The following is a 23,693-nucleotide window of genomic DNA, read 5'->3' on the forward strand; positions in this document are numbered from 1 at the left end:
TTAAGCTGCTTCGTCCTGAGCATCAGTCTCAGAATCTTGTGCATCATCCTTTTTCTTTCTCAACGGCTCACGAGCTTCCTCTAGAAAAAAGAGGTATGCAGCTTCGAGCGTTTTCTGATCGGCTAGAAACTTCTCAGGGCGGGCTTGGTAAACTTCCTCGAACAATTTACGCAACACATTGTAGTAGCGTTTAATCTGTTCAAGTTTAGTTGCCCCTACACCATGCTCACGAATCCGATCGAGACGAGTGTGGTATTGCTGAACTAAAGCAGCAAACAGCACATCAAGAGGCATATGCTCCTTTTTGCTCCGTAATGCAGACACCAGTGCAGCAAAAGGTTCTAAGGACGGACTGCGCTCCCAGGAACTACCCCAAATCCTCCCTTCGGCAGCAATCTGAGTTGCTTCTTTGAGATATTGAGTCAAATCATCAGTTTCACCAGGCATAAGGCTCTCCAGTAGGTTTTTCAAAGGTTCACGGATTTGCCTCCAGAACATGATCAGGTTTGGCTTATCATGTTCTCGAAGAATCCAACGTAAAAGAACGTGATACAAACTCAATGGTGTAGAAGTTGCACGAGCAAGGTCATAGAGGCAGTCATCAAATTTAGGAATACTGACAACTGCTTGTACGAGATTGCCCAGCCATCGGAGGCGATCGCGCACAACCTCTGCATCTTCCCGGCTGTATCGTCCAGATCCCAACAGCCGAGTGAACGAGGTTGGAATGCCCTCTACCCGCCCGTAGAATTCTGTTGACGGCTCAATTTGCAGACTTGAACTCAACACAAAAGGAAATCCAAAATCTAGAGCGAGTGAAAGCTCCAAGGCTAATCTCAATGATTTTAGTAGAGCCACTGAAGTATTTGCTTTCCCCCAAACCATTGGTAACACAACCGTATTGTGAACAAATTCCGGACGTTTTGGGAAAGCAAAGCCTTCACCTTTACCAGCCTGAAATTCAACTGCATTATCCTTGTAAAGCTTGACAGGATTTACAGATACCACGTCTTCTGCATTCGTTGCAGCAAAGTCCCGTAGGCATTCTCGCCATATCCGTAATAGTTCTGGGCAGGAGCCTTCTGGAAGTGTGAGATGCAAATAGCACGGCGGCTCTTTCTGCTTTTTGGGGAAATTAGCCCCAATACTTAGAAGCTGATACGCTTGAAGTGTTGTTGGTTCTGCTTGTCTTTTTGGTTCCGTTGTTGAGCCACCGGGAAGCCGATTAGAGAATACCTGAACTTTAGTACCTATAGGCATTGCAACCGAAACCATTTCACTGGTTTCATTGATTGTAGAACCAAGAGAACAACGTTTATTAGGTCTAGCTTTAACATAAGCATTGAGTTCATCGAACCCTCTTAAAAAGTTTGTATTTGGCAAATTTAAGGTTCGATATGTTAATTGAATTAACTCTTCATCTACTTCAGATTCTTCTGATTCATCGCCAATTGAACCTTTTCTCATTTCCAGAGATTCCATGAGAGCCGCTTGAATTCCTTCTATCCCCTTAGTGATTGCTCGTGCAGCAAGGAGCGATCGACCATATTGCTCATCAAAGGGTTGCAAAGCTTGACGCTGCTGTTCTGATAAACCCACATGCTCAGCTATCTTGTCCCATACTTGATCAACAGGAATTTCAGGTTTAACCTTCCGATAGCTCACGAAAGCTGCTTTCAGTCCCTCTGATAAAGCAAATTCCTCAGCATTGCTCACTGGTAACATTCCAGCTTGGTTCGCAGTGTCTAGAGCCGTTTGATCGACTTTGGTAATATGTTTGTTGACCTCTGCTTGAACTTTTTCTGCTTTGTATCCAGCTTTTTTCTTCTCCAATTGATATAGAACAACGCTAACAACTTCCTTTAGATCTTGCTGAACAGCTTGAGACATGATTCTAATCCCGTTATTTCCGGGCTTTACAAGCTGATCAATGTTGTTACCAAAAACCGCATCAATCTTAGATTGCCAACGAGCAGCAATTTTAGGAACAAGGTCAATGTCTGGAAAATCGCCGCCTTCAAACAATTCCCCATCTGGAAAAATTGCCAGTGGAGTCAGTTCGTATTCAATTAAAACTTCTTCGCAAGCCGCCAGCAGCAAAGCCGTCATATAACCCCGATCTTCAGAAACCCGAATCCTATAAAGCTTGCTTGGACGATTCAGCGCTACAGTTAATTCCTTTTGCAGTTTCTTGGTCAAATCCTGGGCAGGTAAATCCAAATCAAACAAATCTGCGGCAATTAGAATGGATGCCCACCGCTTGATTCGTGAATCTTCGGGTAAAAACAATGCGCCATCGCTGGCGTTATGTCCTGAATGTCGCTCAATCAATCGCCTCGCCAATTCAAGTTCAGCTTCTCCTGGCACAAAACTGATTACCCCAGCTTTTTCTAACTGTTCTCGTAGAAACTCTTTGCTCCTGGCTAAAGTCTTCAGATTACGCCCAGACTCATCCAACTTATTCAGATCATGTACGGCTGTAGCAGCAAGGATCACAGAACGCTTATCATCTGGAACCCCTGCCATTCGGCTAACTGTCAAGACAAATTGGCAAGCAGAATCAAGATGTTCTGCCAAAGTATGTTTTTCTCTGGTTCCCCATTGATGATGGGTTCCATGCCGTTCGTAGAGCAATGGGCGAATTTCACTGAAGTAGCGTTCTTCGAGAGTTTTCGGAGGACGGTTTAGCAATCGCATCGCAAATATCCTTACTTTTTCTACTTTTGATTTTTCGCTGCAACTAACAATCGATACTCAAATTGGTTGCCAGACGATCGCACTTTCTCAATCTGGTAATGATGCTGATGAATCGCAATATGAATGGTTGCTGAGAACCGATGACCCACAGCTTGTACCAATTCTTCGGTCGAATGCCAATTTCCATCCGCCAAAATGCTCTCTAATTTTTCAAGCTTTGTCATAATTTATACCTGCAATCTTAGTTAGTGCATAGAGTTTAGTAAAGTTTACATTTCTGATTTGCCTTTATTTTCTGTCCGTCAAAACTTGATTGACTCGAATATAACAGCGATCATAGAGATTGAGAAGACGTTAAACGGACAAAGTACACGGACAAATTATGAGTCGAAAAGGTCAGTCAATTACATTGTCAATTTCTGAACGGGATAAAGCGCAACTCGAAAGTCTTGCCCTGGAATTAGGCATGACCTGGGGCGATCGTGCCAACATCTCGAAGCTAGTGGAAGCGATCGCACGTCGTCAGTTGCTGATTGCTCCCAATCACGACTGGAAGATTGAGCGGATTAATGCTCTAAACCAAGCCAGATCTGCTTTAGTCGATGCTGGAAGAATTGAGGCTGCTTTGGCGATCGCACAGCTTTTACTAGAGCGCGGTGAACTCACGATTCCTTTGAGGATGCAGTTAGAGCAATTTGTGGCCCAGCCGACTCAGCCCTGGCGATTGGGGGTAGAGCAATATATCCGACAGCAGCAACCCTTTCAGTTGTCGTATCAGGATGCGGCGGAGCGGTTGTGGCAGTTTACGATTCGCTATGCTGCGATCGCGCCCCACGAGGATCGGCAATATCTCGATTGTTGGTGTGAGGAAACGGAGGACACACGAGGATTGCCAGAGTTACAGCACAATCGATCGTTGCGGATTGATCGGATTACCGATGCGGCGGTTAGTCGTGTTTCGGGGCAATGGTTGTTGTCTGGGTTGACCACGATTCCGGTAGAGTTACATTTGTTTGGAGGGTTGGCGTTTGCTTATCGAAGTAAGCGTGCGATCGATGAAGTTAATGAGTGGCATGAGAGTTTGCCGCAGGTAAAGCGGGTTGTCCGGCAAGTGTCGAGTACGTTTTGGCTGATTCGGGAGATTCTGCGATATGGACAAGATTGTGAGGTTGTTTCGCCGGGGTCTGTGCGCGAGTTGGTTAAGCAGGAAGTGTTGGGGATGTGCGATCGCTATGAGTTGCGGTAGATGAGGGTTGTTGGGGTTATGGCTGGTTGGAAAAACATCGACAGATCAGGAGGTTGGGTTTATGATGTGGCAAGTGACTTTTGGCAAACCAAAGCGAGGGCGAAAACCCTGGGAGGTTTGCCAAACCCCAGAACCTCGACAATTCAATAGTTTTGAGATGGAGCTAAATTATGTCGCTAAATGATTTTGGCTGAAACCAATATTTCAGTTGAGGTTTGCCAAAATCGGTTTTGAACATCCCTCCTCGTGGGGGTTTTAGCTGACGGGGTTTCACAAACCCAAATCCCGGCAACGGGACTGAAACACTTTCTTGCAGGGCGATCGCAACCTTACTATGGGGTTTCACAAACCCAAATCCCGGCAACGGGACTGAAACAGAACACCCGCGATCGTACTCACGCTTCCCAGTCCTGGTTTCACAAACCCAAATCCCGGCAACGGGACTGAAACCAGCGATCGGTATGCCTGTACTCCAGAAATGCCAGGTTTCACAAACCCAAATCCCGGCAACGGGACTGAAACAAATGGCTTGCCGATCGGGTTTCTGTCAGCATCAACGTTTCACAAACCCAAATCCCGGCAACGGGACTGAAACTCAAGTTGCGAGAGGTTGAGCATGTCTGAGCAGCAGGTTTCACAAACCCAAATCCCGGCAACGGGACTGAAACATAGCGATCGTGCTCCTGTTCTGCTTCAAGTTCTTGGTTTCACAAACCCAAATCCCGGCAACGGGACTGAAACTTCTTGGCATTGCTCGTTATGTGCGTTACTATATCGTTTCACAAACCCAAATCCCGGCAACGGGACTGAAACTGGATGAGTGCGAAATAGCCGAAGCTCCCGCTTGGGTTTCACAAACCCAAATCCCGGCAACGGGACTGAAACAACTGTAGTCACTACAGAAAATTAATCTTCTTTCGGTTTCACAAACCCAAATCCCGGCAACGGGACTGAAACTTGTAAGTCTGATAGCCTGCCGTAATGAGGATTGTGTTTCACAAACCCAAATCCCGGCAACGGGACTGAAACAAAATTTTCAGCGTTTAAATCTTCAATAAATAAACGTTTCACAAACCCAAATCCCGGCAACGGGACTGAAACTTTATGATGAAGCAATAGAAAATCAAAATATTGGGTGTTTCACAAACCCAAATCCCGGCAACGGGACTGAAACATTGAGCGAAGTTACATGGGCTTGCCCCTCTTAGAGTTTCACAAACCCAAATCCCGGCAACGGGACTGAAACTTTCCAGCAAAGCCCTGCCGCTTCCCCAGTCCTACGTTTCACAAACCCAAATCCCGGCAACGGGACTGAAACGTCTATCCAGCCGATCGTACTCCCAAAGCCCCCCGATGTTTCACAAACCCAAATCCCGGCAACGGGACTGAAACACATAGCTGGAAAAGCTGGAGCCGTAGTGATTGCGAGTTTCACAAACCCAAATCCCGGCAACGGGACTGAAACGTTGTGCAATAGTCCCGCTTGGCTTGCCTGTTGTAGTTTCACAAACCCAAATCCCGGCAACGGGACTGAAACTAATGACGCTACCAAGTCGGTGCCTCATGGAGTGGCGTTTCACAAACCCAAATCCCGGCAACGGGACTGAAACTCTCCTTAGTTATGACATTGTCATTGTAACGCGTAACGTTTCACAAACCCAAATCCCGGCAACGGGACTGAAACCTAGAACCAGGCGGAAGCAACGCCACGATCGAGCGTTTCACAAACCCAAATCCCGGCAACGGGACTGAAACTCAGGGAGTGTGGAATGAAACTAACATCCTATGAAATCAAATGTTTCACAAACCCAAATCCCGGCAACGGGACTGAAACCAGCCACCTGAACGAAGCGATCGACGATGATAAAGTTTCACAAACCCAAATCCCGGCAACGGGACTGAAACAAAAGGTTGACCCTACACCAGGGATGAAAATTGCAAGTTTCACAAGCCCAAATCCCGGCAACGGGACTGAAACCCCCCTGCAACCAGGCTGACAGTTACTTAGGTCTGTAGTTGGATACCGACTTGTGAAGATGCCCAGGAAAGCAGAGCGATCGCGCTTTCCACATTCAGCTAACTTCTAGCTTAGGCGATCGAATGTTCTCCTAAATTGATTCATTGCCTTCAGACTTTGAGCTTCTGGGGGCAATTCATTTTGAGTGCGTTGCTTGTAGTCCGATTGATTTTCGACATAGGCTCTCGATCGCCGCCCTTTGGGATAGGTTATCGCAAAGCGCAACTCCGTGGAAACGCAAACAATCCCATCTGTCGCATCAGGCGTTGAACTCATTTAGCGATCGAGCCGATCATATTTGATTGCATTTTCTAGCGAATAAATTCTGTTGGGGCGGGATGAGCATTCGTGCGGCGGTTTTCAGGAAACGCTAAGTTGTTTGGATTGGGAGCTTCTGGTGGAATTAGATAGCGTCGTCCCCAACCGCCATTAATATCTTTGTCCTGTATGGGCGGTGGCGTAGTACTGCCTGTGGGCAAAGCAACTGTCAACACCTGATTGGACTGGAGATAGCGATCGCCGACGACTGTTTGCCGAATCAAGGCAGTGTCGATTACCTTCTTACTCTTCTGCAAACTAACTTCGACCTGCTGGAGTTGATCAGCTTTATCACCCGGAGCTAGGGTCGCCAGAAATACAACATCTGAAGCTGGTTTGAGGGAGAGTTTTAGTTTTTCGTGGAGTTGCCAATCCTCCTGAAATTGACCATTGGGGGCAACTTGCCAGAGGTTCAGTTGTGCTTGCCATTGTCCCTCTTTCACCTCTGTCGTCTGATAAGCCAGAATGGAGTACGTGGGTTTGGGAGTCAGGCTATTGGATGCCAGGGTTGTGGGATAGAGATATCGGACTGCCGCAACGCGAATTTCGGTCTGGTCGGGCAGATCAGCTTTACCGACTACTTTGTATGAACCGGATAGATCACCCGGCGTTACTTGAAACTGAAGGTTAGCTTGCCCTAATTTTTCGCGCCACAAATTTCGCACCTGCGTACAGCCGCCCAGCAAAACCAAGGGAAGGATTAACCAAAGAGTACGATGATTGTGGTGCATAATTCCTCAAGCAGGCAAACAGTAATATCAGCGATCGAGCACTATAAATCTTGCATCCCATCAGTCAATAGCTTGTGTGTAGAAGTCCCTGCCTCTACGGCTCATTAGCCAGGATGGTATCTGTCAAGTTAGCTTCTAGCAAATTAGCATTGGTTAACTCAGCGTCTTCTAAAATAGCACCCGTCAAGTTAGCGCCCCAGAGGTTAGCCTGAGTCAGATTTGTGCCCGTCAAGTTAGCGTAACTCAGGTTAGCTCCCCAGAGATCAACACTTTCAAAGTGAGCATCGCTGAGATTGGCGTAACTAAGATCGACCCCGACTAACTTGGCTTCACTTAAATCCTGACCGCTGAGGTCAATGCTAGGAGCAATTAAAAGCGCTCCCAACTTAGCCGGATCAACGCCTTCAGGAAATTGGGTATCAAGGTCGTAGAGCGCTCCTTCTAGTTGGGTTTCACTCAGGATAGCCGTGGTGAAGTCTACTCCAAACAGGTGGGACTGCCGCAAATCAGCCCCCGTCAGGTCAGTGTTGATCAAATTAGCATGATTGAGCAACGATCGCCGCAAATCGGCACCCCTCAAATCGGCAGCTTGCAGATTAGCACTACTCAAGTTAGCAGCGCGTAAGTCCGCCTCGGTCAAGTCAGCAGCGGTTAAGGTTGTTCTTGTGAGAATGGCTTTTTGGAGACTAGCCCCAAAGAGAGTCGCTTGCTGCAAATTGCTTTGAGTGAAATCAACCTGAGTGAGGTCTGCCCCACTGAGGTCGGCATCTGCTAAATCAGACTGGCTGATGACTGCACCCGGAACTAGCTTAAAAGCTGCGATCGGCTCATAGTTACTCGGAAACAATGTGGTGTCATCATACAAAGCACCTTGTAAATCAGCAGACTGCAATTGAGTTTCCCGCAGATCGACTTCGCGCAGGTCGGCTCCCCGCAGATTAGCGCCCGTCAAATTAGCGCCCCGCAGGTTTGCCCGTCGCAGGTTTACTTGTTGCAGGTCGGCTCCCCACAGATTAGCGTCGCGCAGGTCAGCAGCCCATAGATCAACGCCTCGCAACAGCGCCCCACTTAGCTCAACTGACTTTAGCTGGGCAGCAATAAGGGACTGGTCACCGACTTGTTGTTGTAAATCGTAAACATTCATAGATTTAGCAGATCGCAAATTGAGATTGTTTTGTTGAGTGCCGAACTTCGGTTCCTCTAAATCGCCCTGCAAAGGAGAGACGTTGCCTCAAAAAGACTGACTTTGAATCCGGTTCCCTCCCTTTTTAAGCTACCGCGTACACACAAGTCGTAAATCGCTTTGTTTCAGTTCAGCCCCCTAAACCCCCTACCCGTGAGGGACTTTGAATCCGTGAGAAATGGCTTGAACCGTGGAAATCTTTCTAGTTCAAAGTCTCCCTGACTGGGAGATTTAGGGAGCGAAGCATCTTGGCAATGAATGATCAATCCACTTGTATGTACAGGGTAGCCTTTTTAAGAGGGACTAGGGGAGATCTCATGACTTAGGGCCGACTAAAAATCCTCACTTGCGATCGTACTTAGCTTTAGACCTCCCAACCATCTTTTTAGACTCATTCCACATCCCCTACTTCAAAGGTTTCAACCGATGCTTGCAGTTCTTGAGCGACGACCACGGTTTGACGGAGAGCACTCGATACTTGCCGAGACGAATTAGACGTGCGCTCTGAGATTTGAGTCATGTCTTTAATTAACAAGGCAACCGATCGAGAAGTCACCGCCTGAGACACCGTTGCTTGAGAAATAGCTTGTACCAGGTTATCAATCTGACGAGAAACTTGCACCACTTGACCCAAACTTTGTTTTGCCGCTTTTACCCAATCCGCCCCTTCGATCACTTGAGTGGTGCCCTGGCTCATCGCAACCACCACCGCATTCGTTTCGCGCTGAATCGTTCCTACAATCTGTTCGATTTCACGGGTAGCCGCCGCCGATCGCGCAGCGAGTTGTCCCACTTCTGAAGCGACGATGGCAAAACCACGTCCCTGCTCTCCGGCGCGAGAAGCTTCCAGTCCTGCATTCAGAGCGAGGAGATCAGTCTGAACGGCAATATCATCAATGAGAGAGACAATTCGAGAAATCTGCTGTGTGGCATCTCCTAGCTGCTTAACTTGAAGAACGGCTGCATCGATCGTTTCCCGCAGAGTAAGAATGCTTTGCACCGTCTGATCCATCGCAGCTTCCCCACTAGCGGCCGTTGTAAAAGCGGTCTTAGCCACCACAGCAGCCTGACTAGCATTGTCCGCTACTATCTGAATAGATTGAGTCATGGCTTCCACCGAGTCCAAAATCCGGCTAGTCTCCTCCGCCTGCTGGAGGGCTTCTTCAGACAGTTTTTGCATTGCGCCTTCGTTGGCACCCAGTAGACTGTTAACCTGCACCGCAGAGTGTTTGACACTGGTTACAATATGGCGCAAGTTTTCGACGATCGCATTAAAGAAGTCAGCCACAATGCCAATATCACCCGCCGTCACATCAGCCCGCACTGTCAAATTACCGCCCGCAACTCCTTCGACATTCGCTAAGAGCGCCACTAATTGCTGCTGCAACATCTCTTGTTGACAACGCTGCTCCTCAAATAGGGAGGCGGCTTGTTGTTGGGCTTGTTCTTGCTGATACAAGGTGTCTGCCTGGTCAAGCGCATAGCCAATCTGAGCAGCGAGTTGCTTAAACATTGCCACATCGGAGGGTTGCCAGAGTCGAGGGCCGTCACATTGATGGGCACCCAGTAACCCAAGCAGTTGGTTGTCTTTGAGAATGGGAGCAATCATGCTGGCCCTGATCTGAAAGTTGCTCAAAATATCACGGTGACAGTCAGACAATCCTTCAGCATTGACATCAGGCATGACTCGCACCCGTCCGTTGCGGTATTCCTCTATTAACCCTACGCGAAAGGGGTCGTTGACGGTTTCATTGAGAATGGCTTTCCAACCAGGTTGCACTGATTCAGCCACGATCGTACCGCTCCAATCTTCGTGAAACTGATAGATGACGACGCGATCGGTTTTTAGAGCCTGCTGCACTTTTTGCACCGTGATCCTGAGAATGTCTTCTCGCTTTAAGGACTGTCGGATTTGTAACGTAATATCGCTGAACTGTTGAGCGCGTTGGGCTTCGACGGCCAGGTTGGCTTCTGATTTGACAATGTAATCCGCCATCTGGTTAAAAGTCATTGATAGCTGCCCCACTTCGTCAATAGAACCGACCTCGGCGCGAGCATTACGATCGCCCTGCACAAAGTTTTGGCTAGTCTGGTCGAGATGGGTGATGGCATTCAGCACAGTGCGCCGAAAGATCACACTCCAGGCGACGATCGCAAACAGTGACAGCAAGATTAGTAGTGCTTCTTGATGGAGGCTGTTCCAGAGCAGGGTGTCGAGGTTGGCTTCAGGCGTACCGCGCACTAAGAAGGCAGTGGGGGTGGCACTAAACACCGGAGTAGATCCATCAGGCGTTTCAATGATTCGTTCTGGTAGCGCAATGGCAGCCAGCGTATAGGCCTGGTTATCGATCGTCAGACGTTGGGTGACTGGCTTTCCGTTTTCAGCGGCCGCGGTCTGCGTCAACAGCGATTGATCGGGCAACTCTATTTGTAGGCGAGGCGGGGCTGCGAGGCTACTGCGCTCCAGGGCTGTGGTCAGGGTAAATTGTCCTGTAGACTGGCGTGAATAAACAGCACTGTAGCCGCCTCCTAGAGCATTGACGGTGCTTTCGACGATCGACGGCTTACTGTTGACAACATCCCCAAACACCAGTGCGCCAATCACTTCCTGAGTATCGGGATTTTTGATCGGGGTAACCACATAGCGGATCAGAGCGCTGCGAGTTTGCGGGTCATAGGTGCTGGGCAGGGGCGCGCCTTCTTGAATGAGTTCTGTTTGCTCAACTAGCGTACTAGCTCTTACTTGTCGAGCATTTCTGAGCACGTCACTCACTAAACTATGGGGATCAAAAACCTGTCCGGCTCGATTGTTGTTAGCATTCACAATGATTTTGCGATCTTTGCCGACAAGGGTGGCGTATTCCATTTTGTGGGCTTTGACTTCGCTTTGCAAAATTTTCTTGGCCTTTCCCTGCAAATCACTCGGCAAGCCGCCCTCAACATTGCTTTTAGCCGCACTAATCAACGCGATATTGTCCGATTGTCCTCGCGCACTAAAGCTCATTTGATTGACTTTGACAGCATAAGTCAGGTCGATAACAGCGACTTCAGACTTTGCCTGGTCAGACAGTTGGGTTCGCAAACTATTGGTTAGCACCAGGGTAGAACCAACCCCCAACCCCAAAATGGGGACTAATTCACAGGTGACTAGCGCGATCGAGTGTTTACGCCTAATTGGAAGATTTGCAAACCAGTCCCTAAAGAACGATCGACGAGGTGAACTAGCAAGTGGTCGTGATTGGATCTTTGGCTGACCAATAGGAGCCTGCGGACGGGACACGATCAGAGGCGCTGGTTGTTCGAGGATTTTGGAGCGAGTGCGATTGTTCATACGAATTGGGGGAAATAGACGATCGGGCTGTCGAGAGTTGCGCTCTAATGGGCGGCGGCGATTATTTGGGTCAGGGTATTGAGGAGATCCTGTTCGTTGTAAGGCTTCGTAAAGTAAGCAACGGCTCCCAATTGAGTTGCGAGTTGACGATGTTTGTTGCCATTGCGAGAGGTGAGCATCGCGACTGGAAGGTGACTAAACTGCGAATGGGCTTTTAGTTTTGCTAGAAAGCCGAAGCCATCTAGTCGAGGCATTTCCACATCACAGATCACGGCGGTCACCGACACAGTGTTTAATCGTTCCAAAGCCTCTTGTCCATCTTTGGCTTGTTCGACTTGATAGCCTGCCCGCTCTAACATCAAAGCCAGAAAGCGGCGGACATGAATGGAATCATCCACAATCAAAATGGTCTGGGTGGACGAGACATGCGGCAACTCAGATATCAGGACGGGGTTGGGCGAGTCGGGTAGCGGAGTGTCTGCCCCAAACCGCTCGTAGCTGGCGATCCACTTGAGCAGGTCGGGAATATTTACCAAAGGCACAACCCGACCATCACCCAAAATAGTGCAGCTACTAAAGCCAGTAGGCAGGGGTAAAAGCCCTTCGACTCGCCGAATCGTGACTTCTTGCTCGTCCCAACAGCGATCGACCTGTAGCCCAGCTAGTTGATTTCCTTGCTGCACAATCAAAACGCAAGCAGAGCGGATCGTAGCGGGCGTTTCAAAGTTGTGGGGAGGGTGCGGACAGTTAAAGTCTAACCAGTGGTTTAATCGCACCAGTTGCACTAGCTTACCCTGCCAGTTGAGAAGTTCATTGCCAACACTAGAAATGATCTGCTCTGGTTTTAGCAAAAACATCTCCTGAATCATATCTGTTGGAAAGGCCAGCAACATCCCATTGCTTTCGGCTAGCAAAATGCGAACAACAGACAGCGTAAAGGGTAGCGACAGCGTGAAAGTCGTGCCGACACCAGCCTGAGTATTCACGTTGATTTCCCCGCGAATATCTTTGAGATTGCTCCGCACAACATCCATACCGACCCCCCGACCGGAGAGCGTTGTGACTTGACTGTTGGTACTAAAGCCAGGTTCAAAAATCAGTGATAGCAATTCTTCATCGCTGGCGGCATCTAGTAGTGTCGGATCGAGTCCCATCTGCTCGGCTCGATCGCGGATTTTGTGAATCGGAATGCCTTCACCATCGTCTCGGATCGTAATAATGGTACGATTACCCCGATGTACAGCATGAATTTCAATCTGTCCAGTCTCCCCTTTGCCTCGCGATCGACGAGTTGCTGAATCTTCGATACCGTGGTCAAAGGCGTTTCGCAATAGATGCATCAGCGGATCATTGAGGGCTTCTAGAACATTGCGATCGATCAGAGTATTAGCCCCAGTCACCTTTAGATCAACGGGTTTACCAAACTGCAAAGAGAGGTCTCGGAGTGCCCGTGGAAAGCGATCGACCACATCCGCGAGGGGACGCATTCGCAGTTGGGTTAGCCCTGTTTGTAGTTGTTTGGCGGTTTTGTTAAGGACACGAGTTGTTTGTTCGGTGTCATCCAGGCTCAAATCCACGTCATCGGTGATTTCTTGAATCTGAACGATCGTTTCCATCACCTGTTGCGATAGCGTGTGTAGATCGTTGTAGCGATCGAGTTCTAAGGCATCAAATTTGAAACTAGCAACGGCATGATTAAAGCTGCTACTTGCCCGACTAGTCGAATAATCGCCATTGTGCGAGCCACTCAGGAGAGGTAAGGTTGGATTCAAGGTTTGCCCCTGATCATAGGCAGTGCGAATCTGGGCGTTGATCTGTTCTAATGTTTGCATCCGTGAGCGAAGCGCTTTGCTCAAATGGCGCAACCGATTAACGTGAAGATTTAAGCCATTGCGCTCGATCGTCAGTTCCCCAAACAAGTCATTGAGTTGATTGAGTTGCCGAACTGGAATTCGCACCGTGCTATCGGAGTTGTCGGCTCCCTGCGTTGTATCAGGCTGAGTATCTAGAATTTTGTAATGGGTGATCTGCGGCGAGTGGGCGGCGAATGGCTCCTCGTCTACGGATGGCTCGACGATCGGGGAAGGTTCGGGTTCTGCAAAAGATTCGACCGCAAACACAAAAGGTTCAAACTCAGCGTCGGAACTAGTTAGATCAGGTGGGGTGGTCTGAGGAATCTCGAAAGGCTTGGAACTCGCGATCGTCGTCTCCCATACAATCGTTTCCTCTTGAAAGGTCTCCTCTACAGTCATCTCTTTAACGAAGAAAGTCTCAACAGTCGGAGCAACTTCCTTGTCTGTAACGATGATGGGCAAAGGGGCTGGTGGAATCCAATCTAGCGTAGTGGGTAACTGTTCTGATTGTCCGACTAAGATGAGAGCCTGCGATCGTCGCCAAGCCTGTAAAGCTGCTTGAGTAATGGATACGAGGTGAGTGGGGTGCGTCTGGAGTGTTTGGGCAACCGTAGTACACAAGTGCAGAAAGGCGGGTAGTTGCAGCATTTCGCCGAGGCCACCAAGTTCTTGCACTACAATGTCTAATTCTTCGGCCAGGTCAGGATGAGCAGGATTATCTAACACTGTCTCCAGGCGCTGCAAACAGCTTTCAACCTCGGTTTCAAACAGCAGTGGGATAATATCTTGACCCTCTTCTGGTGACAGTAAAGAGGCCGCATTTTCATCTTGAGGATCACCCAGGCGTTGATGTAATTGCTCAAAAACGGGATCGATCTGAGCGGCAACCCAATGGGGTTCGATCGCTTGATGCTGTCGATCGTAAGCGACTACCCAGCGCAGTCGGTCGATCGCAGTGAGCAAAAGATTTTCGAGGGGCGGATCAATTTCGAGAGAGGTATCTACCTTCAAAACTTTGAATGAATCTTCGAGTCGATGTGCCAGAGTACTCAGCACCTGAAACCCCATCATTCCGGCTCCCCCTTTGATAGAGTGGGCGGCTCGCAGGGCAGCATTAATTTTCTGCGGATCGACCCGCCGATTTGACAATCCCAATAGAGAACTATCCAAAACGCTCAAGTATTCTTCGGCTTCCTCGAGGAACTGGTGACGAATTTCAAGTTCCTTATTCTGTGTCATAGGGGTCTAGGGGCGTGGAGTAATGGGGCTGTAGGGTGAATTTGATGGAAACTTACCGTCAATTGTTTTTTGATGCTCGTTTTTTAATGGTCGTTTTTTGATGAATTAGCGCGATGTGCAACTTTAATTTCATGTCCCCTTTTTTGAAGGGCTACCGTGTACACACAAGTCGATTGGTCAGTTATTGCTGAGGTGCTTCGCTCCCTATATCCCCTAGTCTGGGGGACTTTGAAATAGAAAGATCTCCACAGTTCAAGCAATTTCTCAGGGATTGAAAATTTAGGGGGCTGAAGCCGACTAAAACGAAGCGATTAACGACTTGTGTGTACACAGTAGTTTTTTAAGGGGAACTTAAAGAAGTCACCTCTACAAAGATGGTGGTTAAGTTAGCTGATTTTGAATGTGCCGACAGATGCTTGAAGTGCCTGGGCGACTTCGACCGTTTGCCGCAATGAGTGAGAAACTTCCAGGGAGGATTTAGAGGTGTTGCCAGAAATGTGAGCAATTTTTTCCATCAAAGTGGTGATAGTTTTGGAGGTTTGCACCTGAGAGACAGTAGCGGTAGAAATCGACTGTACTAGCTGATCAAGTTCGCGTGAAACCCCGACAATGTTCTCTAAGCTTTGTTTAGCGCTTTCTACCGATCGCGTCCCTTCTACAACCTGAGTCGTGCCCTGTTCCATTGCTTGCACAACTTCGCTGGTTTCTCGCTGAATCGTCGCAACAATCTGTTCGATTTCGCGGGTAGCAGTGGCCGATCGGGTCGCTAAATCAGCCACTTCTTCGGCCACCACCGCAAAGCCCTGACCATCTTCACCTGCACGAGCAGCCTCGATCCCAGCGTTAATGGCCAGTAGATTGGTTTGCATAGCGATCTGGTTGATCAGCGACACCACTTTAGAAATTTGTTGAGACGATTCGCCCAACCGTTTCACCTTTTTAGTGGTTTCGCCAATGGTTTCCCGCAGACCCAAAATGTTGCGGACTGTCAAATCCATTGCTCCCCCTCCTGCTTCGGCGGTGTTGAAAGCAGTGCGGGTGACGGCGGCAGCTCGTCGAGCATTGTCCGCAATTGACTGAATAGAAGACATCATCTGCTCCACCGCATTTAAGGTCTGAGTCGTCTCCTCGGCTTGCTTAAGCGATGTGTCGGCTAGATGGCGAATAGATTGTTCATTGTCGTTGAGGGCAGTGTTGACCTGCACCGCAGACTGCTTGACCTGAGTCACAATCTGCCGGAGACTTTCAACGATCGCGTTAAAGAAGTCAGCCACAATCCCAATGTCACCCGCTGTCACATCTGCCCGCACGGTGAGGTCTCCCTGAGCAGCTCCTTCAATGTCTTCTAATAGCTGCAAGAGTTGAGTTTGTAGTTCCTGCTGCTGGTGCTGCCGCTCTGCTGCCGCCTGGCGGGCCTGTTCCCGTTGACTAAACAGTTCTACTTGTTCGAGTACAAAGCCGACCTGTACAGCCGCTTGACGCATAAAATCGAGGTCAGCATTGTGCCACGATCGCGGGACAGAGCACTGATGCACTACCAGCAGACCAATTAATTGGGCATTCACCATAATGGGAGCAACGATACTGGCTTTGATCTGAAAGAGGTCGAGTTGAGTTCGATAACAGGGATCGAGTTGAGCGGTGTCAATGTCATTGATCGCCTGAACCCGGCCTTGCCGATACTTCTCGACATAGTTTTGAGCAAAGCAAGGATCAGCAATGTTGGCATTGAGTGTCGAGTTAAAGCCAAAAGCAACGGATTCGGCAACAATGCTGCCTTGCCAGGTGCTATCAAACAAATAAACGATCGCGCGATCGACTTGTAGCGCCCCCCGCAGATCTCTCACAGCCGTTTTTAACACGTCATCAAAGCTGACAGCTTGTTGAAGGTTGGCGATGACGCTTCCTAGACGCTGCGATCGTTGGGCATTTAGTGTCTGCTCGTCTAACAACAGTTTTAATTGACTAGCCATCTGGTTGATGTTGAAACCCAGCATTGCCAATTCGTCTTGTCCCTGGACGGGCAGGCGAGTGTCTAATTCCCCTTGTCCCAACTTTTCTACTCGACTAGCCGCGACCAACATAGGTTCGATCATTCGTTTTGCAAGCAGAGCCGCTATCACGCCGACTACTGCTGCTGTAAAGAGTGTGCCGACTCCGATCGCAATCAGCAGTTGATACAAGGGAGCAAAGACGGTAGTAGTATCCTCAACCAACCAGGTTTCCCAACCGAGTGGAGGAAGTCCTTCTAGGGTTGTGGGCGGACTATAGCTCACGAGGTCTCCAGCCCCAGACCCATTGTTGCTCACAACGCTACTAGCAATTTTAGCTGCTCTCAAGGAGGCTAATGAGGGGGTGGTTTGCGGGGCTTCTCGTCCCAAATTCTCTTTACGGGAAGACACAAAAATCTTGCCAGTCGAGTCAGCAAGATTATACTCTCGTCCCTGTGTTAGATAGGGCTGAACGACCTCTCCTAAGCGACTTAAGGGAATCACCGTGCGAACGATCGCAATCGTCTTACCGCTCACAGCATCCATCACAGGAGCCGCCAGGTAAACCACAGGGTCGCGACTGAGGTTAGCAACAACGCTCTCAATGTAGGGAGTATCGCTCTGTAGTACCGCCTGGAAGTAGGCTTCAGTTTTCTGATTAGGAACATTGCGCCCTTTAGACTGTGCGATCGCATCCCCATTCAGGTTGAGTACCGCTACACTTTCATAGATCTCAGAGGCTTCCACAAATTTATTGAGTACGGACTGCTTTTCTTCAGAAGAGGTACTCTCTCGGACTTTTTCAATCGTCAACAAAGGTAACTGAGCCAGAACTTGCACATCATCATAACGCTCTAGCATAAAGCGATTGACCTGATCAGATAGCCTGACTGCATTAGCCTGTCGGGTGGCGCTAATTTGTTGGCGCAAGGAGTGGTCTGTCAAGGTAAACGCGATCGCCCCAACACTGAATACAGGCAACACGCCAATGGTAATCGCCAAGAGTGTCGCTTTATTGCCCAACCCTACTTTCTGCCAGCGCCGCACTAAGCGAGAACGGGGAGGATTAACCATTTCAGAATCGACCTGTGGCATCAACCGATCAGGGGAGCGATCGCTCGGTAACGGAGTCCGCGATTCGTCGGGTTGTAGATTGGGCAGTCCGGTGCGCGAGGAAACAGGTTGAGTCGTCTGCTGAATTCGCTGATTACTAACATCGATTTGGTCAACCATAGGGCAATCGGATTAAGTGAGAACAATGAGAGATGGCAAGTATCAACAACAGGTCAACTAAAATCTTGGGATTGGCGAAGAAGCTGAGACTGTGAACCTTTGATTTTTAGTCCAGAACCTCAGTTCTTAAAGCCTTGTTGAACAAGGAAGACGATGTTGAGCCAGGGGCAAGCAGTGAGCTAATGCTGATGTAAAACTGAAGACTGTAAAATTGCCTCAGTATCTAACGCCAAAAACAATTGTTGTTCCTGAAGCACACAGCCCCGCAAGTAGCCAACCAAATGGGTAGCAGCATGACTGGGGGGTGGTTGAATCTCGTCTGGCGGTAACCAAATCATGCCCTCGACTCGATGCACCGCTAGCGCGATCGCTTGAGCGCCTGAGCGTACCAGAATCAGATCATACTGTTGGGCCCGACTATCTAGCCGACCAATCCCTAACAACTTAGCCAGATCGACCGCCCAGAGAACGTGACTTCGCCGATTTAACAAACCCAGAATACAAGCAGGCATCTTGGGCATGGCACTCAACCGTTGAGCAGGTAGCGCGAGTACTTCCTGAATCGACTTCATCGACACAATGGCGGGGGTGTCAGGGGTTAGTTCAAACTTAAGATAGGCTTCACCCAACACTTTTTGAGGGTTTTGAGCAGCGACGGTCAGTGCTGAAAGTCCCGCCATGACTAGTCTCCTAAAGATTTAACGGCGCGGATCAACTCTTCGCGAGTAAAGGGCTTAGTAATGTAGATGTCAGCACCCTGGCGCATTCCCCACAGGCGATCGATCTCTTGGGACTTAGAAGAGCAAATAATCACGGGCACCTTTGCGGTTTCTGGCTGTTTCTTCAAACTTCGACAGAGTTCAAAGCCGCTCATACCAGGCATCACAACATCGGTAATAATCACATCGGGCTTGAGTTCTATTACTTTATCGAGCGCTTCTTTGGCACTTAAGGCTCCCACGACAGTATACCCCCCTTCCCGCAGATAATGGCTCAGTAATTCCATTTCTGAGAGGGTATCCTCAACAATTAAAACCGTACTCATTAGGGTCAAACTCATATAACGAACCATTCTCCTGAAAGCATCGCCCTGCCATTCTTAGAGATTTGACTAATTGCGGTGTCCAACTACACGCAGCAGTTTAGCAAAGCTTTGAACTTCGACAGACAGTGCAGTTTTTAACCAGCCATCCGGCTAGTATTCTTGTTGGATTAGTTGTCCATTACTGCCCTTTTTAGAAGTAGCCAGCGGATTGTTGAAACCCGCTTTGGACAACTTCGTTTTAGGTCAGATGTTTGAACACCATTTTGAGCAACTCGGTTTGAGTGAAAGGTTTAGTCAAGTACCCTGATGCCCCAACTAACTTGGCTTTTGCTCGATCGATAAACCCGGTATTGCCAGTCACCATGACGATCGGGGTATTCTTACAGTTGGGATGCCGCCGCAGTAGTGAACAAAGCTCATAGCCGTCCAGATTGGGCATTCCTACGTCAAGCAAGATCAAATCTGGTCTACTCCGCACAACTTGCATCAAGGCTTTAACGGGGTCATTGATCATTAAGACCGAGAATTCTTCCTCCTCCAAAAATGAATTAATCGACTGTAAAATTGTGGGGCTGTCATCGATACAAGCGATCGTATGGCGAGTTCTAGAACTGCTTGCTGAAGCGGCTCCTCCATTGCGATTAAAAGTCTTTAACTGAGACGAGGATCGCGAAAATGCTTGCTGTCTGCTACTAGACGTTGGTTCAGGTAAGCGTTCTACTACGGGTGGAGAAGGAACCGCAGCGGGAGACTGTCTAAACTGGCGGACGCGGAGTTGATTGTGACAATGTTCGACCAGCGATCGCAGGTCAAGCTGGCACAAATTTGGATAGTCTGCAAACTCACGCTTCTCGACGACCTCGTAGCTTCCTTCATTGATCACCAAAAAAGACTCGATGACTTCTTTAGCGATCGCTTCGATCAAGGCGGTAGCTTGAGCCAGGTTGAGATAATGTTGTTCAACTAACCAGCGGATCGCTTGAAAGTCGGCATTGGGGGTGAGTCGATGCTCAGGATTGGTTTCAAACAACACTCGCACCTGCACCCGGACTGCACTCACTAACCCTGGAATCTGACGACTGAGGTGACGGAGATGGCGATCGAGCCGCTCAAATGGATCGACGGAACTAGAGGCGTAGGTTAGCCACCCTTGATCTAGGTAGATGAGCCAATCCGTTGATCCATCTACAACCCGGAGACAACCACTGGAGTGGCGGCTAATTAATTGAGCTAACAAACTAAGTGGGTGTAGTCGTTGAAAAGGTTGCTGTTCCACTGTAGACAGGGTGTTCATCATTGTTCTGCTTTTTGTGATGATATCGCGCAAATCACTGGATCAAATCACTGAATCAAATAGGAAATCCTGTAGTCTCCATTGAGAAGAGGGAAGACGATAACCAGGAGCTATGTTAATCAGTTTAATTAAGCTGACCTATTTACTAAAAAGGTTACTGCGAGGATTGCGGACTGAACAAGCAATCTCAAAAGCTAGTAACTATCTCTTAAACATCACCCTATTAAGACCTCATAATATGGATAAATGGGATCAATTGCTATACCTTTAAAGCTGACTTTACATTAAATTTAAATCAAACCTAGTAGAGTAAACCTCTTGCTACTCCTTCCAGGGTTAACACAGGAAAATAACGAGTATTAAAGAGGAGTTTGACGCAGAAATAAAATTCTAAGAAGCAGTGGTTTTATCACTTGTTAGCACCTGAAACGATAGATTTCTGAATGAGCTTTATCGATGAATTTTAGATGTGCTTTAAGTCACTAGTGTCTTGAATTGCCGACCCGTAAAGAAAGCCGCCATTGTTGCTCTCGATTTCATGTTGCTGCGCTGTCAAAGGAACTTAAGTTTGATAATTCAAGATTTGAGTGATTAGAGTTCAATCCGTAAAGTGAATTAGCTATGTTTTAATTTAAACAACTCGCTTACAAATACTCATGTAGAGATATATCTTTTTTCTTGAGAATGTCATCAAGATACATCTATAAATTAGTTCTTCTTGGCTTTCAAAGTAGGCTCAAGTTAGTTTTATGAAACTTCTAAAACTTATCAACAGGTAATTCTTACAATGCACAACTCTAACTTTATGTCCCCCTTCTTAAGGAGGCTGGGGGGATGTAACTTGTTCTGCTACCAGCAATATGACCTTTAAGGCATCCTCTCAGCCTTAATCGGAGGGATTTAGGGAGCGCAGCAGTTGCTTAATCTTGTCAGACTGTTGGCGGTGGAGTGAGTCTGGAAAAATTAGTTCTAGAACAATGCGATCGCGGGTGACCACTGAACTCGGACTCAAATTGCGGCTGATGGTTTGGGGCAAAAATCCGATCGTTTGCACCTGCGCTACTAAACTCTGCGGCGTATATTGTGTTTCGCTTGTCGCAATCAACAGACCCAGCAAAGGTTTTGTTTGTTGGATTAGCGCCAGCTTTAACCAGGGGTAGTTATCCATTTCCAGACGCACCTCTCTAGCTCCCATTGCTGTAATCTTCACCCAGGGAATCTGATCGCCCCAGCCCTCCCAGGAAACTTGCGCTGGTAGCTGCATCTGCTGGCGAACTTTCATCCCTGCTTCTGGTTGCAGTTCTCGAAAGACTCTGATGATGCTGGTAGTGATAAACTTGAGCGATCGTAGATGGTGATCACGTTCTAGACGTTGCTGAGAATACCATTGTTGAACATCTGAGTAGAGTACTACAATCAAATCGTCTAGTTGGGTACGGCTAGGATTAATAAACCTCACGGCTAACAAAGCCTGGAGCCGACTGGTTGCAGTTCCCCGAATAATTTGAGCATTTAACAGCGCTCTGGCACCCCAATCCCCGATTAACTCTACCCGCACTTCGTCGTGAGTATTGGGCCAAACATCCAACATAATTTGACACCCCGTTTCGCTAATGTTTACGGTCTTACCTGTCCAACTTTGGTCGCTGCTGTGAATGATTGCAGTCAACTCGCGAGGTAGACGGTGAGATTGCCGCAGTTGAGGTTGTTCAAAGGCTACCAAGCAGGCGGCGACTACTAATAGCAGATTAAAAATGCACCAAAAGGCATTGATCAGCACAGCCTGCGCCTCACCGGGACTTAACATCAACCAAAAAGGTACGGCTAACAAAGATGCAGCAGTCAGCGTTCCTAAAATCACAAGATACCGCACACTTTCTAAATCAAAGCTCCGCTTGCTGACGGTTAAGCCTTTGTCGGTCACGTTAAAACTTCCCAATTTAGGATTAACGAGCGCCAACAGCGTGACAATGCCCGCCTGGAAAGATAGCGCAAACTCATAGATCTCATTCCAAAACGAAAAGCGTACATGCTTATAAGGAATGTGATTTGTCTGCATCGATAGAATGATGTGAGGTAAGGCATAAAACAGCGTTTCAACGCCCAGTCCTTTGACAGGATTGACTCCCAACAGCAGGTAAAGCGTTGGTGCAACTACATACATCAAGCGCGGAAACCCAAAGAAAAAGTGAGAGGTCGCACTAAAGTAGCAGATTCGCTGTGCTAGACGTAGATTGAGCTTGCGATTAAAGAGCGGATTTTCTAACCGTAAAATTTGCGCCATGCCCCGCGCCCAGCGAACTTGTTGTCCCACATAGGCTGAGAATGTTTCGGGGGCTAACCCTGCCACCATAATTTTGTCGTAGTAGACCGTCTCATAGCCGAGGGAGTGTAAGCGCAGCGAGGTGTGACAATCTTCTGTAACGGTTTCGGTTGCAATCCCGCCAATCTCTAACAAATACTCCCGCCGAATCACCGCAGCCGAGCCACAAAAGAAGGCCGCATTCCAGTAATCATTGCCCTTTTGGAGCACCTTGTAGAACAATTCATTACCAACGGGAACTTGACCTGCGGTGAGTAGATTTCGCTCAAACGGGTCAGGATTGTAGAACCAATGAGGGGTTTGTACCAGCGCTACTTTGGGATTGGTGAAAAAGCCTACCGTATGTTGCAAAAAGCCCCGTGCGGGAATGTGGTCACAGTCCAAAATTAGAACTAAGTCACCGTGGGTTCTTGGTAAAGCCGTGTTGATGTTGCCTGCTTTGGCGTGGTTGTTGTCATCGCGAGTTAGCAGAATACAGTCGAGTTCTTCGCAGAGTTGTCTCAAGGCTTCACGGCGGTTCGCAAATTTTTCGGCTCGCCCATCATCCAGAATGTAGACCTGTTTTTTAGCCATCGGATACTCGATCGCCAGGGCCCCCAGTACCGTTTTGCGAACGATCTCAACGTCTTCGCTGTAGGTTGGGATGTAGACATCTACGGTCAAAAGCTGTTCTGGTGCGAGACTGGACAGAGGAATGGGCTGGCGATCTTTACTTTTTAAGGTTTGAAAGTAAGACAGAAACAGCGTCCCAACCGCATACATTTCTGCAATGTATAACAGCACCGAAAACAGGGTGTTGAGCCAACCATCAAAATTAATGGTGTAATTGGTGCGGTAATAAAAATACCGTCCCGTTGTGAGGGCGCTGATGGTCAGTAGAAATAAGTGCAACTGTTCGCTGTGATGGCGATCGGCAGATTGTTCCTCCCAACGCAACACGATCGCGCCGACTGCGACAAGGATGACTGCCAAGACACCCTGCTCCCAACTAGCCAGACGGATTGTTAGCAGTGGCAAACAAAGCCACAACCCAGCCCCCAACAACATCAGCGTTTGCCGTCGTCCCAATCCTTTTAAAAGGTGGTTTGCAGCATCAGGCAAGTGATCGACTAGCCAGCTTAATAAACCGTCTATTCTCAATTTTGGTAAGTTGGACATGGGCACTAGGAGAATCATGGGGCTTTGAATCTTG

13 protein-coding genes and 1 CRISPR repeat array are annotated in these 23,693 nt (G+C 48.3%); of the genes, 1 reads left to right on the plus strand and 12 read right to left on the minus strand.

Translation table 11 applies throughout. The annotated features are described in order from the left end of the window. Entirely contained in the window at positions 1–2,697 is a 2,697-nt protein-coding gene (locus ACKFKF_RS00100; RefSeq protein WP_446865826.1) for a hypothetical protein, read from the minus strand. 20 nt (positions 2,698–2,717) lie between these two features. Next, positions 2,718–2,921, minus strand: coding sequence for a hypothetical protein (locus ACKFKF_RS00105; protein ID WP_446865827.1), 204 nt, complete (start codon positions 2,919–2,921; stop codon positions 2,718–2,720). 158 nt (positions 2,922–3,079) lie between these two features. On the opposite strand from ACKFKF_RS00105, the gene ACKFKF_RS00110 reads away from it, so the two are divergent. Beyond that, a complete protein-coding gene (locus ACKFKF_RS00110) occupies positions 3,080–3,943 on the plus strand; it encodes a helix-turn-helix transcriptional regulator (protein WP_446865828.1) in 864 nt (287 codons plus the stop codon). Positions 3,944–4,210: 267 nt separating this feature from the next. Further along, positions 4,211–5,921: a CRISPR direct-repeat array (repeat unit 37 nt; unit sequence GTTTCACAAACCCAAATCCCGGCAACGGGACTGAAAC). A 105-nt stretch (positions 5,922–6,026) separates the two neighbouring features. On the opposite strand, the gene ACKFKF_RS00115 is transcribed toward ACKFKF_RS00110, so the two are convergent. The 10 genes from ACKFKF_RS00115 to bcsA all read right to left on the minus strand — a co-directional run bounded on the left by ACKFKF_RS00115 (position 6,027) and on the right by bcsA (position 23,659). Continuing rightward, positions 6,027–6,236 (minus strand): hypothetical protein, encoded by a 210-nt coding sequence (locus tag ACKFKF_RS00115; RefSeq protein WP_446865829.1) that lies wholly within the window; start codon positions 6,234–6,236, stop codon positions 6,027–6,029. Positions 6,237–6,271: 35 nt separating this feature from the next. Continuing rightward, entirely contained in the window at positions 6,272–7,009 is a 738-nt protein-coding gene (locus ACKFKF_RS00120; protein ID WP_446859289.1) for a hypothetical protein, read from the minus strand. A 94-nt stretch (positions 7,010–7,103) separates the two neighbouring features. Next, the gene (locus tag ACKFKF_RS00125) at positions 7,104–8,153 is read right to left on the minus strand and encodes a pentapeptide repeat-containing protein (protein WP_446865830.1); all 1,050 of its coding nucleotides are present in this window, start codon (positions 8,151–8,153) and stop codon (positions 7,104–7,106) included. 430 nt (positions 8,154–8,583) lie between these two features. Then, positions 8,584–11,523 carry a methyl-accepting chemotaxis protein gene (locus tag ACKFKF_RS00130; protein WP_446865831.1) on the minus strand — a complete coding sequence of 980 codons (2,940 nt, stop codon included), beginning with the start codon at positions 11,521–11,523 and terminating at the stop codon, positions 8,584–8,586. Positions 11,524–11,567: 44 nt separating this feature from the next. Beyond that, positions 11,568–14,615 carry a hybrid sensor histidine kinase/response regulator gene (locus ACKFKF_RS00135; protein WP_446865832.1) on the minus strand — a complete coding sequence of 1,016 codons (3,048 nt, stop codon included), beginning with the start codon at positions 14,613–14,615 and terminating at the stop codon, positions 11,568–11,570. Between the two features lie 386 nt (positions 14,616–15,001). Next, positions 15,002–17,839 carry a methyl-accepting chemotaxis protein gene (locus tag ACKFKF_RS00140; protein WP_446865833.1) on the minus strand — a complete coding sequence of 946 codons (2,838 nt, stop codon included), beginning with the start codon at positions 17,837–17,839 and terminating at the stop codon, positions 15,002–15,004. Positions 17,840–18,018: 179 nt separating this feature from the next. After that, positions 18,019–18,519: a chemotaxis protein CheW gene (locus tag ACKFKF_RS00145; protein ID WP_446859284.1), complete on the minus strand. Its 501-nt coding sequence runs from the start codon at positions 18,517–18,519 to the stop codon at positions 18,019–18,021. A 2-nt stretch (positions 18,520–18,521) separates the two neighbouring features. After that, entirely contained in the window at positions 18,522–18,884 is a 363-nt protein-coding gene (locus ACKFKF_RS00150) for a response regulator transcription factor (protein WP_446859350.1), read from the minus strand. A 238-nt stretch (positions 18,885–19,122) separates the two neighbouring features. Continuing rightward, positions 19,123–20,178, minus strand: coding sequence for a response regulator (locus tag ACKFKF_RS00155; protein ID WP_446865834.1), 1,056 nt, complete (start codon positions 20,176–20,178; stop codon positions 19,123–19,125). Between the two features lie 886 nt (positions 20,179–21,064). Next, positions 21,065–23,659: a UDP-forming cellulose synthase catalytic subunit gene (bcsA, locus tag ACKFKF_RS00160; protein WP_446865835.1), complete on the minus strand. Its 2,595-nt coding sequence runs from the start codon at positions 23,657–23,659 to the stop codon at positions 21,065–21,067. Between the last annotated feature and the right edge of the window lie 34 nt (positions 23,660–23,693).

The organism is Phormidesmis sp. 146-12 (assembly GCF_052939495.1).